This is a genomic window from Streptomyces sp. NBC_00400, from assembly GCF_036048035.1.
GTDB lineage: Bacteria > Actinomycetota > Actinomycetes > Streptomycetales > Streptomycetaceae > Streptomyces.
This window is the reverse complement of the sequence record NZ_CP107940.1, coordinates 1,987,296-2,000,512: the sequence shown is the minus strand read 5'-3', so window position 1 is coordinate 2,000,512 and position 13,217 is coordinate 1,987,296. Positions and strand designations below refer to the sequence as shown.

Here is a 13,217-nt window from a genome sequence, read left to right as displayed (position 1 = left end):
TTCACCCGAGTGGAGCAACCCGTACGAAGCCCCGACCTCATCAGGGAGCGCACCACGTGCCAGGCATCGTCCCCGCTACCCGGCCGGCCCACCGGCTCCCCGGAGAGCGGCGCCCGCCGTCGCCCCGGGCCCCGCAACCCCAGCCCGTCCACTCCTCACTCGTCTGTCTGGCCCTTCCGGCTCTCGCCGTGTCCCCGGCGTCGGGGCAGCTGACCGGCCGCGGCATGGACGGCTTCTACCGCGACGGCCGACGGGTTCTGTCCCGCTGCGAACTGCGGGTCGCGGGTGATGAACCACTCGTCGTCCAAGGGCGGTTGACCGGTGCCGGCCGGGCCCGGTTCATCGGGACGATCCGCAGGGCCGGAGAGCGGGGGCCGGACCCCGAGATCCGCGTGGAGCGGCTGCGCTCCGCCGACGGCACCGAGCAGATCACGTTCCGCAGCAGTGCCACCCGGCCCGTCCGGCTGGCGGTTGAGATCCGGCTGGGCACGGACCTCACGGAACTCGGAGCGATCGCCGTCGGCCTCCCGGGCCCGGAACTGCGGGCCACCGTCCACGGTGCCGGACTCCGCTGGTCCGGGACCGGTGTGCACGCGGTGGCCTCCGCGACGCCCTCGCCCGAGGACGCGCTCGCCTCGGCGGGCCTGCTGCGCTGGGCACTCGAGCTGCCGCCCGGCGGCTACCGCAGTATCGAACTGCGCACCTCACTGGAGTACGAGCCGGACAGACCGGACGGAACCTTGGACCACCCCAGGCGTGCGGCCGACGTCCGCATCCCCGCACCACGCACGGGGGCGGTCGCCCGGCGAACGCGCAGCGACCGGCCACCGCGCCCCTGGACGGCGGCCAGGCTGGAGTGCGACGACCGCCGGGCCGACGCGCTCATGGCGAGCAGCCTCGACGATCTCCACGGCCTGCTGATGCGGGACCCGGCCGCCGCTACGGACAGATATGTCGCCGGCGGATTCCCGTGGCGTTGCGGCCTTGCACCGGCCGAGGCGCTGTGGACCGCCCGGATGCTGCTGCCCCTGGGCACACGGCTCGCCGCGGGCACGCTGCGCGTGCTCGCCCGTAGCCAACAAGCCGCGCCAGGAGCGGATTTCGGCCGAATTCCCGGCGCTCTGCGGGACGCCGGGCCGCACTCCCCACCGAGCTGCACCGGCATCGAGGCAACCCTTCTGTTCCCCGCCGTTCTCGCGGAGGCGTGCCGCTGGGGCCTGCCCCCGCAGGAGACGGAGCGGCTGCTGCCCGCCGCGGAGCGTTGCCTGACGTGGCTGAGGAGGATCACCGACCCGCCGGGCGGGGGCCGCAGCGGCTACGTCCCCGACCCGGTGCCCGGCGGACCGTACCGCTGCGAGACCCAGGCTCATGCCCATCGCGCCGCTCACCTGGGCGCCGATCTCCTCGATGCCTCCCGGCCTTCCGACGCGGCGGCCCTGCGCGACTGGGCAGCCGACCTGCGCACCCGGTTCCGCAGGGACTTCTGGCTGGAGGACCCGGCCGGCGGCCGGCCCGCCGCCCTGCTCACCGCGGACGGCCGACCCGTCCCGCACTTCGGCTCCACCACGGCCCACCTCCTCGACACCGGACTGCTCGGTGGCGGGACTTCGGCCCCCGGCCTGCTGGACGCGGCACAGACCGGCCAGCTGGCCGGACTGCTGGCCGGCCCGGCCATGGACTCGGGGTGGGGCCTGCGCGGGCTGAGCACCAAGGAGAGCGGCTACAACCCCTTCGGCCACCGGACCGGCGCGGTCCGTGTCCATGAGACGGCGGTCGCCGCCGCCGGCCTGGCCGCAGCCGGACACGAGCAGGCAGCCGGCAGCCTGATCAAAGGAGTGCTCGACGCCGCGGAGAGCTTCGGGTACCGCCTCCCCGAGATGTACGCAGGCGAGCAGCGCACCGAGGGCGGTGCCCCCGTACCGCATCCGGCGGCCTGTCGTCCCGCTGCCGTGGCGGCAGGCGGCGCGGTCCACATACTCGTCGCGCTCGCCGGCCTGCGCCCGGACGTTCCCGCCGGAACGGTGTCCGTGCGGCCGCTCGGGACCGCCCCGCTCGGCGCGATGCAGCTCACCGGTCTGTGTGTCGCCGAGCGGCCGTTCGATATGCGGATCAGCAGACTCGGCATGGGGATGGTGGAGACGGCCGCGGAGGGCCTGCAACTGGGGTCGTGACGGGCTCCGGGGCCTGTTTATCGTCAAGCGGACGACTATGATCACGCCCATGCCTCCCTACGACCCGTCGGCCTTCCCGCCCTTCGCCGTCACCGTCGATCTGGTCGTGCTCACCGTGCGCCGCCATGCTCTGTGCGCGCTGGCCGTGCGCCGCGGTGAGCCGCCGTTCCAGGGCCGCTGGGCCCTGCCCGGCGGATTCGTCCGGGGCGACGAAGATCTTGAGGCCGCGGCCGCCCGGGAGCTTGCCGAGGAGACCGGTCTGCACGCCCAGTCCCCGGCCGGCCCGTCCCCTGTCTATGGCGCACACCTCGAACAGCTCGCCACCTACGGTGATCCCAAACGGGACCCCCGGATGCGCGTCGTCAGTGTCGCGCATCTGGTACTCGCCCCCGACCTGCCCGCGCCCACGGCCGGCGGCGACGCCCACAGTGCGCGCTGGGCGCCCGTGGAGACTCTGCTGGAACAGGACGACGCCCTCACCCGCGAGGGCGAGCTTGCGGCCCCGCTGGCCTTCGACCACGCCCGGATCCTCGCCGACGGCGTGGAGCGCGCCCGCTCGAAGATCGAATACTCCTCGCTCGCCACCGCCTTCTGTCCGCCGGAGTTCACCGTGGGTGAGCTGCGCCGGGTGTACGAGGCGGTCTGGGCCGTCGCCCTGGATCCCCGTAATTTCCACCGCAAGGTGACCGGCACCCCTGGATTCCTGGTGCCCACAGGCGGCACGACGACGCGTCAGGGCGGCCGTCCCGCACAGTTGTTCCGAGCCGGTGGAGCGACGCTGCTCAATCCGCCGATGCTGCGCCCCGAGGTCTGAGCCCGGGCAGCGTTCACGGCACCGCGGGGCTGAAGTTCACCCGCAGTGACGCGATGAGCCGTCAAAGTTGCACAATTACTGGAAAATAGGACATATGGCGGTACTGTGACCGGGTGAGTCCCTTCGCGCCCCAAGCAGTCTCCGGCCGGCCTCACGCCCCGTCAGCGGTGTGGTGCCTTGCGCCGCCGGGTCGTCCGGCGGACTCCGTGACCCACATCCGGCCACGGTCGGCACCTCCGGTCGCGCAGCGCCGTCCGCCCGCGCCGCCGCCCCGCTAGCGTCCCGCCGGCCCCGGCGGCAGCCGCCCATCCGGCCCGCGGTTGTCCGCTCGCCGGGCAATCGGTGCCTTCTCTGCTTCCCCTCGGCTTCGATGCGGCGTCTGGGGGTTCCGTGATTGTCCTTGTGGAGTGCACTGTGCCGAGTGCCCTGTTCTCACTGCCAGTTGAACAGGGTCGCCGAACGGCTGGATTCAGGCTGGATTATTGCCCTTCGATGCATTCCGTTCCGTCACAACGGGGATTGTCGACAGGGACTGTCATGGCCCTCAACAAGGGTGTGATCTGCCGGCCGGCGGCCGCGTCAAGTGCCCCTTCGCAATTGACCAAGACGCACCTGTTCGTGATGCGGCACACGCCCCAACCCGCAGGCGGCGCAACGATGTTGTCGACGACCGGTCTGGTCTGCGGATATGCGCTCACAGCGCTGTGCGGCTTCTATCGCTGATCGAGTAAGGCATATATTTTGGCGCCCTGTTGTTGCGGCCGCTGTCCACAACTCGCCATGGAGAGCGCATTTCTTTCCGATAAAGCGTCAATTCGGGGATGGGGGGCGATCACCCTTTCGTGTGCTTTTCACCAAAGACCTCAAGGGTGTTCAGGGTGTCGCCGACAAAAGATGCGTGAGTACCCTTGCGCACACCATGATGACCGCGGCTCGCCCCGGCGACACCGGCCTCGCAGGCCCGGGCGAGCTTGACCGCTACCCCTACGCGAACGCCGCCAACGCCGCGAACGCCAACAACGCAGCCGGCCATGACCGTGCCGAGCGCGTTTCGCAGGTCTGGGACGGCTCCGAGGCTGACATCGGCCGGGTCGGCCGTCGCGCCGCCGGCAGCCGCGGCCGCGGCCTGCACGGCCAACTCGTCCAACAGCTCGGCCAGATGATCGTCTCCGGAGATCTCGGCGCGGACCGCCCGCTCGTCCCCGAGGAGATCGGCCAGCGCTTCGAGGTCTCCCGCACCGTCGTCCGTGAGTCGCTGCGGGTCCTCGAGGCCAAGGGCCTCGTCAGCGCCCGCCCGAACGTGGGTACCCGGGTGCGCCCGGTCAGCGACTGGAACCTCCTCGACCCCGACATCATCGAATGGCGGGCCTACGGGCCTCAGCGTGACGACCAGCGCCGTGAGCTCAGCGAGCTGCGCTGGACGATCGAGCCCCTCGCTGCCCGGCTCGCCGCCGGCCACGGCCGCGAGGACATCCAGCAGCGGCTGGCCGACATGGTCGAGATCATGGGGCACTCCGCGGCCCAGGGCGACACCATGACCTTCTCCCGCGCCGACGCCGAGTTCCACTCGCTGCTGCTGCAGCTCGCCGGCAACCGCATGCTCGAGCACCTCTCGGGCATCGTCTCCGCCGCCCTGCATGTCTCCGGCGGCCCCGGTGGCGGCTGCGAGCGGCCGGTCGAGACCTCCGTGGGCCAGCACATGCGGGTCGTCGACGCCATCGGCTCGGGCGACGCCACGGCAGCCGAATCCGCGATGCGCCAGCTCCTCGCCGCCCATGGCGAGGTCGGCGGCCAGGGCTCCGGGACGCCCGTGGATCACGTCGTCCCCGCGCCCCGCGAGCACTGAAGGCCCGTACCCGGCCGTGTACGGACCGTAGGCGCCGCGCGGCCCCGTGCCCTGCGCGCCCCTCGGGGCAGGGCACGCCGTACGCGGCGAGGCGCAGAGATATCGCCGGATCCGCGTCATCGACCGGATCCGGCGACAGGTCTTGGGAGGATTGCATGTCATATGACTGGGAATGGGTCGTTATGGGGTGTGACTCGGGCCACGCAGTTTGGGCGTAACGCTCTTCCGGGAAGCGCGATGACTTAAGAGGTGATAGCCGAGGAGGGAATACGAGCGGCGTTCGTGACGCTGTTCAACTCCCCGGTTGCCCCTGCGCCGTCGGTCCATCCCCACCGGCGGTCGTCGGCTCCGATCCATACTGGACGGGGTCGGAAGCCGTTTCCATCGTTCCGAGAGGTTGTTCGTGTCGGCCAGCACATCCCGTACGCTCCCGCCGGAGATCGCCGAGTCCGAGTCTGTGATGGCGCTCATCGAGCGGGGAAAGGCAGATGGGCAGATCGCCGGCGATGACGTGCGTCGGGCCTTCGAGGCTGACCAGATTCCGCCAACCCAGTGGAAGAACGTTCTGCGCAGCCTCAACCAGATCCTCGACGAGGAGGGTGTGACGCTGATGGTCAGTGCCGCAGAGGCGCCCAAGCGCACCCGCAAGAGCGTCGCAGCGAAGAGTCCGGCGAAGCGCACCGCCACCAAGACCGTCGCGGCCAAGGCCGCCACGGTCAAGAAGACCACCGCCGCCGCGGCCCCCGCCCCTGTGGCGGACCCGTCGGCCGATGAGTCCGAGTCCGCGCCTGCAAAGAAGGCAGCGGCGAAGAAGGCGACCGCCAAGAAGACGGTTGCGAAGAAGGCCACGGCCAAGAAGGCCACCGCCAAGAAGACCGCGTCCAAGAAGGACGTCGACGAGCTGCTCGACGACGAGGTGACCGAGGAGGCCCCGACGCCCGGCAAGGGCGAGGCTCCCGAGGCCGCCGAGGGCACGGAGAACGCCGGTTTCGTCCTGTCCGACGACGACGAGGACGACGCCCCGGCACAGCAGGTCGCCGCGGCCGGCGCCACCGCCGACCCGGTCAAGGACTACCTCAAGCAGATCGGCAAGGTCCCGCTCCTCAACGCCGAGCAGGAAGTGGAGCTCGCCAAGCGCATCGAGGCGGGTCTGTTCGCCGAGGACAAGCTGGCGAACTCCGACAAGCTCGCACCGAAGCTCAAGCGTGAGCTGGAGATCATCGCCGAGGACGGCCGCCGGGCGAAGAACCACCTCCTGGAGGCCAACCTCCGTCTGGTCGTCTCCCTGGCCAAGCGGTACACGGGCCGCGGCATGCTGTTCCTGGACCTGATCCAGGAGGGCAACCTCGGTCTGATCCGTGCGGTCGAGAAGTTCGACTACACCAAGGGCTACAAGTTCTCGACCTACGCCACGTGGTGGATCCGTCAGGCCATCACGCGTGCCATGGCCGACCAGGCCCGTACGATCCGTATCCCCGTCCACATGGTCGAGGTCATCAACAAGCTCGCGCGTGTCCAGCGCCAGATGCTCCAGGACCTGGGCCGCGAGCCCACCCCGGAGGAGCTGGCCAAGGAACTCGACATGACCCCCGAAAAGGTCATCGAGGTCCAGAAGTACGGCCGCGAGCCGATCTCGCTGCACACCCCGCTGGGCGAGGACGGCGACAGCGAGTTCGGTGACCTCATCGAGGACTCCGAGGCGGTCGTCCCGGCCGACGCGGTCAGCTTCACGCTTCTGCAGGAGCAGCTGCACTCGGTTCTGGACACCCTCTCCGAGCGTGAGGCCGGCGTCGTATCCATGCGCTTCGGCCTCACCGACGGCCAGCCCAAGACGCTGGACGAGATCGGCAAGGTCTACGGCGTCACGCGTGAGCGGATCCGTCAGATCGAGTCGAAGACGATGTCGAAGCTGCGTCACCCGTCGCGCTCCCAGGTGCTGCGCGACTACCTCGACTAGTCCGACCGCCCCAAGAGCGCCACGAGCCCGGTCACTCCTTAGCTGGAGTGGCCGGGCTCGCGCTCGTCCGGGGTGCGCCGGGCCGCCGTTTGGGTCACTCTGGGTGTGTGCGCGCTGTCCCAGAGTCAGGAGTCCGAATGCGCCCGACCGCACCTGCTGCCCTCGGTGCCCTCGCGCTGGTCCTCGTCCTGCCGGTGTCGGCGACTGCGGACGAGTTGGTGATCGGCGGTAAGCCCGCAGCGCTGTCACAGAGCCCCTGGGCGGTGGCACTGGCCTCCCATGAGCGGTTCGGGGCCCAGCGCTCCGGGCAGTTCTGCGGCGGTGTGCTCGTCGGGCACTCGACGGTGGTGACGGCGGCGCACTGTCTGAGCAAGGAGGTGCTGGGCGTCCCCTGGCGGGAAGTGCGGGACCTGAGGATCGTCGTCGGCCGCGACAAGATCAGCGGTGGCGGTGGTCAGGAACTCAAGCCGGCGAAGGTGTGGGTAAACCCGCGCTATGACAGCTACACGAACGACGGTGACATGGCTGTCCTCACGCTGGACAAGCCGGTTCCGAACCGGCCCATCCCGATGGCGGGACGGCAGGACAGTGCCTACCGGGCCGGCAATGCGGCCACGGTCTACGGCTGGGGGGACACCACGGGCGGAGGCAGCTACGCGTCACGGCTGCGCGCGGCGCACGTCAATGTGCTGCCCGATGCGGTCTGTGCGCGGGCGTACCCGGGCAGTGCCGACGGTACGTACAAGGCGCGGACGATGCTGTGTGCCGGGGCGCCGCGCGGCGGCCACGACGCCTGCCAGGGGGACAGCGGCGGGCCGCTGGTCGTGCGCGGACGGCTGGTGGGTCTCGTGTCGTGGGGGACCGGCTGCGGTCGGCCGGGCAGCCCCGGGGTCTATACGCGCGCCTCGGCCATTCTCCCGGCGGTGTCCGCAAACGGGGCCGGCTGACCGGTGCGGGGCACTGACAGGCATGCATGCGCGTACGAGTGCGGGCGGTGTCCCCGGTGGTGTCGGGGAACCGCCCGCGATACGGCGCTGGGCCGCTGCTCGCTCGTCGTGGATGCGAAGTGTCAGCGTTCCTCATCGGACGCGGACGCCGGAGAAGCGGTCAGCCGCTCCGTCTCGTCCTGTATTTCCGCGGCGATCTTCTTGAGTTCTGGCTCGAACTTGCGACCGTGGTGGGCGCAGAAGAGCAGTTCTCCGCCGGACATCAGGACGACGCGCAGGTATGCCTGGGCGCCGCAGCGGTCGCAGCGGTCAGCGGCCGTCAGCGGGCTCGCGGGTGTCAGAACAGTAGTCACGTCGCCTCTTCTCTAGCTCGACGAGCTGTCGTACCAGGGTCAACATCCAACCAGGCCGAAAACGTTCCCGCTCGTGCCTTTTCCTCGAAAAAATTCTCGGAGGGGGCCGGGTGCTGCCGGGTGGCGGCGAATGAGCCGTATTGCGTGGTGGTCTGATTCACGTTGGTTGTTGGATCTGTGTCCTCCCGGCTGGCTTGCCGGTTGTTGATGAGGACGTGCCCGGAGCCTAAATGGTTCATGCCTCGAAGGGAACGTGATGTGCACGTCACTCGGACGTCACCCCATCGAGGGATCGAACGTACGAGCGAAATTCTACTACCATGGGCATGCTTACGGGTGGCGTCACATCGGCTCTACCAGGCCTCGGTACCCTCTGACGGGCGACACCGCCACAACCGAGTCCGCGGAATGCGGGCTGCCAGAAATTCAGCGAGGAGCGAACCGCGTGACCGCCGAGATGTCCGTGCCGTCCACCGCAGTGCTGACCGGGGCAGACCGGGACGGTTCCAACTACACCGCGCGGCATCTGCTCGTCCTCGAGGGGCTCGAGGCCGTCCGGAAGCGCCCCGGTATGTACATCGGCTCGACGGACAGTCGCGGCCTGATGCACTGCCTGTGGGAGATCATCGACAACTCCGTCGACGAGGCGCTGGGCGGCTACTGCGACCACATCGAGGTGATCCTCCACGGCGACGGGTCGGTGGAGGTCAGGGACAACGGCCGCGGCATCCCCGTGGACGTCGAGCCCAAGACCGGCCTCAGCGGCGTCGAGGTCGTGATGACCAAGCTGCATGCCGGCGGAAAGTTCGGCGGCGGCTCCTACGCGGCCTCCGGCGGTCTGCACGGCGTCGGCGCCTCGGTCGTCAATGCCCTCTCCGCCCGGCTGGACGTCGAGGTGGACCGCAGTAGCAAGACGCACTCGATCAGCTTCCGTCGCGGCGTCCCCGGCATCTTCACCGAATCGGGCCCCGACGCCCCCTTCGACCCGGGCAACGGCCTGCTCAAGGGCAAGCGCATCGCCAAGACGAAGACCGGCACCCGGGTGCGCTACTGGGCCGACCGGCAGATTTTCCTCAAGGACGCCAAGCTCGCCCTGGAGACGCTGCACGCCCGCGCCCGCCAGACCGCGTTCCTCGTACCCGGCCTGACCCTGGTCGTCCGTGACGAGCGGGGCATCGACGGCGCCGGCAAGACGGAAGAGACGTTCCGCTACGACGGCGGCATCAGTGAGTTCTGTGAGTACCTCGCGCAGGACAAGGCCGTCTGCGACGTGCTCCGGCTGACCGGCCAGGGCACCTTCAAGGAGACCGTGCCCGTCCTCGACGACCGCGGCCACATGACACCCACCGAGGTCACCCGGGAACTGGGTGTCGACATCGCGCTGCGCTGGGGCACCGGCTACGACGCGATGCTCAAGTCGTTCGTCAACATCATCGCGACACCCAAGGGCGGCACCCACGTCTCCGGCTTCGAGCGGTCGGTCGCCAAGACGGTCAACGAGGTGCTGCGGTCGAGCAAGCTGCTGCGCGTCGCCGAGGACGACGTCGTCAAGGACGACGCCATGGAGGGCCTCACCGCCGTCGTGACCGTACGACTCGCGGAGCCGCAGTTCGAGGGCCAGACCAAGGAGGTGCTCGGCACCTCCGCCGCCTCGCGGATCGTTGCCCAGGTGGTGAGCAAGGAACTCAAGTCGTTCCTCACCTCCACCAAGCGGGACGACAAGCAGCAGGCGCGCGCCGTCATGGAGAAGATCGTCGCCGCGGCCCGGACGCGCATCGCCGCCCGCCAGCACAAGGAGGCCCAGCGGCGGAAGACGGCGCTGGAGTCCTCCTCGTTGCCGGCCAAGCTCGCGGACTGCCGTAGTGACGACGTTGACCGCAGCGAACTCTTCATCGTCGAGGGCGACTCGGCACTGGGCACCGCAAAACTGGCCCGGAACTCGGAATTCCAGGCGCTGCTGCCGATCCGCGGCAAGATCCTGAATGTCCAGAAGTCATCGGTTTCGGACATGCTCAAGAATGCCGAGTGCGGCGCCATCATCCAGGTCATAGGGGCCGGATCCGGTCGCACCTTCGACATCGACACCGCCCGCTACGGCAAGGTCATCTTCCTGGCCGACGCGGACGTCGACGGCGCGCACATCCGCTGCCTGCTGCTGACGCTCTTCCAGCGCTACATGCGGCCCATGGTCGAGCAGGGCCGGGTGTTCTCGGCCGTCCCGCCGCTGCACCGGGTCGAGCTGATCAACCCCAAAAAGGGTCAGGAAAAGTACATCTACACGTACTCGGACAACGAGCTGCGCCAGACGCTGCTCGAGCTCCAGCGCAAGAAGGTCCGCTACAAGGACAGCATCCAGCGCTACAAGGGCCTGGGGGAGATGGACGCCGACCAGCTCGCCGAAACGACCATGGACCCGCGCCACCGCACCCTGCGCCGCATCAACATCAGCGATCTCGAAGCGGCGGAGAAGGCCTTCGACCTCCTGATGGGCAACGAAGTCGCCCCCCGTAAGGAGTTCATCACCAACTCCGCATCCACTCTCGACCGTTCGCGCATCGACACCTGACCGGAACGCAGCTCCCGACGGGCGCCTCTCCACCCCTGGGTGGACGGGCGCCCGTGGCATTTCCACCCGGCCCCCACCCTGTCTCCGATCCGGCCGTCGATACCGCTCCGTAGCGTCGGAAACGTCGAATTCCCCGTCCCACGGAGGGCCTGAGTCCATGAGCGGCTTGCTCAACATCGTTGTGATCACCGCGGCGGTTGCATGGGTGTTCATCCGGCAGTTCACGGCGCAGCGTGTTACCTCGGAGGGCAAGAAGTGGTGGCTGATTCCGGTCGTCCTGACGGCCCTGGCGGTGCGGCAGCCCGGCCTCCTGGACCCCGGACACCACGCGGCATCCGCCGTCCTGCTCGGCGTGGAGATCCTTATCGGGCTGGCCTGCGGCGTCGGGTGGGCGTGGACGACACGCATCTGGACGGACGCGGACGGCGCGGTCTGGAGCAAAGGAGGCTGGGCGGCGGCCGGTGTGTGGCTGTGCGGCATGGTGCTGCGGCTCGGTCTCATGGGCATCGCGGCGGCCGTGGGGGTCCACCAGGGCGGCGCGGCCACCATGCTCTCCGTTGCGGCGATGCTGCTGGCCCGTGCCGGTGTCACCACCTGGCGGGCCCAGGCCCTGCAGCAGACGTACCGTGTCCCTGTTGCGGGCTGACGCCCCCGCGCGCCTTGGGAAGGACCGTACGTGCCGCTGAACTACTGGACGAGGTGGCCCCTGCGGGAGTCACTGTCCCGTGAGGGCGTCAGCGGTGCCCGGGTGTGGATCGGTCGAGCGGTGCGTGTCGTGGTGCTCGCCGGCCTGGTGTGGATCACCCTGACGGGGCCGGGCTTCACCGGCTGGGGGCGGGTGGCGGCGTGTGTCGGCATGGCCGTCACCGTCCTGGTTTTCCGCGGCTTCTTCCGCATGACGCTGGCCCGCCGTCTGGGGCCGTCCATCGGGCTGTTCGCACTACTGGTGGCGGCGGCCTTCGGCTTCGCGTTCGCCGGGGCGCAGGTGCCCGCGATCGTGCTGTGGTGTGCCTGTGCCGTCATCGCCTTGGAGCGGCTTCCGCTGAGCGTCGCGGTACCGTGCGCCGCCGCAGCCCTCGGCTCGTACGCGGTGGTGGGCGACGGTAACTGGATCGCGACCACCGCGACCACCGTGGGTCTGGCACTGGCGGGCTATGTCGTACGGCTGGATGCCGAGGCCCGCGGCAACGCCCAGCGGCTGCTGGCCCAGGAACGGGCTGCCCGCAAGGCGGAGGCCGAATCGGCGGCGCTCACCGAACGCGGGCGGATCGCACGCGAGATCCACGACGTCCTTGCCCACAGCCTCAGCGCCCAGTTGGTGCACCTGGAAGCGGCGCGGCAGCTGATCCAGCGCAGCACCGACCTCGAGGCGGACCGTGATCAGCTCCTGGACAGGGTGGTCGCGTGCCGGGGGATGGCCCGTGAAGGGCTGGACGGCACCCGTGAGGCGCTTTCCGCGCTACGCGGGGAGATGATCCCGGTCGAGGACTTTCTGCGCCGCCTGGCGGCCGCTGAGGGCATTCAGCTGGAGGTGGCGGGCGAGGGCCGTGCCTTGCCGGCGGAGGCGGGCCTCGCGGTCCGCAGGGTCGCCCAGGAGGCGCTGACGAACGTACGTAAGCACGCACCGGGGGCACGGGTGAATGTGCGGCTGGAGTACGGGAGGGACGGCGTAGGGCTGGAGGTGCGTGACTTCGGCGGCCGCGGCAAGCCCGGCGAGCTCGGGGACAGCGGCTCCGGATACGGTCTGCTCGGGATGCGGGAGCGCGCCGAACTTCTCGGTGGAACGCTGGATTCCGGCCCCGACGAGGAGGGTTTCGTGGTGCGGCTGCGGGTGCCTGTATGACGGCACGCACAGTGACACGGGTGGTGGTCGCCGATGACCAGACGGTGGTGCGCGAGGGAATCGTGATGCTGCTGGGACTGCTGCCGGGTATCGAGGTCGTCGGGTCGGCCGCGGACGGCGCGGACGCCATCCGGCTCGTCGCCGAACTCCGCCCCGACGTCGTACTGATGGACCTGCGTATGCCGCGCTGTGACGGTGTCGAGGCCACCCGGCGCATCCGTGCCGAACATCCCGGTACTCAGGTCGTCGTGCTCACCACCTATGCGGACGACGACTCGCTCTTTCCTGCACTGCAGGCCGGTGCCCGTGGCTATCTGACCAAGGACGCGGACGGCGATGAGATCGTCCGCGCCATCGACGGTGTGCTCTCGGGCGAAGCCGGTCTGTCGCCCACGATCCAGCGGAGGCTGCTGGAGCGGGTGGCGGAGCCCGTACGGCCCCTGCCGCAACCGCCGGACGTGCCTCCGGACGGCCTGACCGTCCGCGAGGTGGAGGTGCTGCGGCTGGTCGCCGATGGCCAGTCCAATCCGGAGATCGCGCGGACGCTGCACGTCTCCACCGCGACGGTGAAGACACACATCAACAACCTCTTCGCCAAAGCAGGGTTGCGGGACCGGGCCCAAGCCATCCACTACGCGTACCGCCACGGCCTGGCACAGCCGCCCGGACAGCCCATCACCTGATGGGGTGAAGGGTTCGGAATGAAGAGTCCCGGATCTT

11 protein-coding genes are annotated in these 13,217 nt (G+C 69.6%); 10 read left to right on the top strand and 1 reads right to left on the bottom strand.

All coding sequences use genetic code 11. The features are described from left to right. The first annotated feature begins 167 nt into the window (after window positions 1–167). The 6 genes from OHS81_RS08735 to OHS81_RS08710 all read left to right on the top strand — a co-directional run bounded on the left by OHS81_RS08735 (window position 168) and on the right by OHS81_RS08710 (window position 7,735). Window positions 168–2,171 carry a glycogen debranching N-terminal domain-containing protein gene (locus OHS81_RS08735; RefSeq protein WP_328390994.1) on the top strand — a complete coding sequence of 668 codons (2,004 nt, stop codon included), beginning with the start codon at window positions 168–170 and terminating at the stop codon, window positions 2,169–2,171. Window positions 2,172–2,220: 49 nt separating this feature from the next. Further along, window positions 2,221–2,985, top strand: coding sequence for an NUDIX hydrolase (locus OHS81_RS08730; protein ID WP_088802384.1), 765 nt, complete (start codon window positions 2,221–2,223; stop codon window positions 2,983–2,985). Between the two features lie 537 nt (window positions 2,986–3,522). Further along, window positions 3,523–3,708, top strand: coding sequence for a hypothetical protein (locus OHS81_RS08725; RefSeq protein WP_328384016.1), 186 nt, complete (start codon window positions 3,523–3,525; stop codon window positions 3,706–3,708). A gap of 121 nt (window positions 3,709–3,829) precedes the next feature. Beyond that, on the top strand, window positions 3,830–4,831 hold the full coding sequence (locus tag OHS81_RS08720) for a FadR/GntR family transcriptional regulator (RefSeq protein ID WP_328384015.1): 1,002 nt from the start codon (window positions 3,830–3,832) through the stop codon (window positions 4,829–4,831). Window positions 4,832–5,234: 403 nt separating this feature from the next. Beyond that, window positions 5,235–6,788: an RNA polymerase sigma factor gene (locus tag OHS81_RS08715; protein WP_328384013.1), complete on the top strand. Its 1,554-nt coding sequence runs from the start codon at window positions 5,235–5,237 to the stop codon at window positions 6,786–6,788. Window positions 6,789–6,925: 137 nt separating this feature from the next. Continuing rightward, window positions 6,926–7,735, top strand: coding sequence for a serine protease (locus tag OHS81_RS08710; RefSeq protein WP_328384012.1), 810 nt, complete (start codon window positions 6,926–6,928; stop codon window positions 7,733–7,735). Window positions 7,736–7,857: 122 nt separating this feature from the next. Here the strand turns inward: OHS81_RS08710 and OHS81_RS08705 are convergent, their stop codons facing one another. Beyond that, window positions 7,858–8,088 carry a DUF7455 domain-containing protein gene (locus tag OHS81_RS08705; RefSeq protein WP_003981845.1) on the bottom strand — a complete coding sequence of 77 codons (231 nt, stop codon included), beginning with the start codon at window positions 8,086–8,088 and terminating at the stop codon, window positions 7,858–7,860. 445 nt (window positions 8,089–8,533) lie between these two features. On the opposite strand from OHS81_RS08705, the gene OHS81_RS08700 reads away from it, so the two are divergent. From OHS81_RS08700 to OHS81_RS08685, 4 genes are all read left to right on the top strand, one after another. Continuing rightward, window positions 8,534–10,654, top strand: a complete 2,121-nt coding sequence (locus OHS81_RS08700) for a DNA gyrase/topoisomerase IV subunit B (protein WP_328384009.1) — start codon at window positions 8,534–8,536, stop codon at window positions 10,652–10,654. A 157-nt stretch (window positions 10,655–10,811) separates the two neighbouring features. Next, entirely contained in the window at window positions 10,812–11,300 is a 489-nt protein-coding gene (locus OHS81_RS08695) for a DUF1453 domain-containing protein (protein ID WP_328384008.1), read from the top strand. Between the two features lie 30 nt (window positions 11,301–11,330). After that, window positions 11,331–12,497: a sensor histidine kinase gene (locus tag OHS81_RS08690; RefSeq protein WP_328384006.1), complete on the top strand. Its 1,167-nt coding sequence runs from the start codon at window positions 11,331–11,333 to the stop codon at window positions 12,495–12,497. Further along, window positions 12,494–13,180, top strand: coding sequence for a response regulator transcription factor (locus OHS81_RS08685; RefSeq protein ID WP_328384004.1), 687 nt, complete (start codon window positions 12,494–12,496; stop codon window positions 13,178–13,180). Before OHS81_RS08690 ends, OHS81_RS08685 begins: the two co-directional genes overlap by 4 nt. The last annotated feature ends 37 nt before the right edge of the window (window positions 13,181–13,217 follow it).

Bases quoted from the DNA above. Each gene is read 5' to 3' on its own strand.
- OHS81_RS08685 (WP_328384004.1), top strand. From the start codon at position 12,494: ATGACGGCACGCACAGTGACACGGGTGGTGGTCGCCGATGACCAGACG.
- OHS81_RS08710 (WP_328384012.1), top strand. From the start codon at position 6,926: ATGCGCCCGACCGCACCTGCTGCCCTCGGTGCCCTCGCGCTGGTCCTC.
- OHS81_RS08725 (WP_328384016.1), top strand. From the start codon at position 3,523: ATGGCCCTCAACAAGGGTGTGATCTGCCGGCCGGCGGCCGCGTCAAGT.
- OHS81_RS08695 (WP_328384008.1), top strand. From the start codon at position 10,812: ATGAGCGGCTTGCTCAACATCGTTGTGATCACCGCGGCGGTTGCATGG.
- OHS81_RS08730 (WP_088802384.1), top strand. From the start codon at position 2,221: ATGCCTCCCTACGACCCGTCGGCCTTCCCGCCCTTCGCCGTCACCGTC.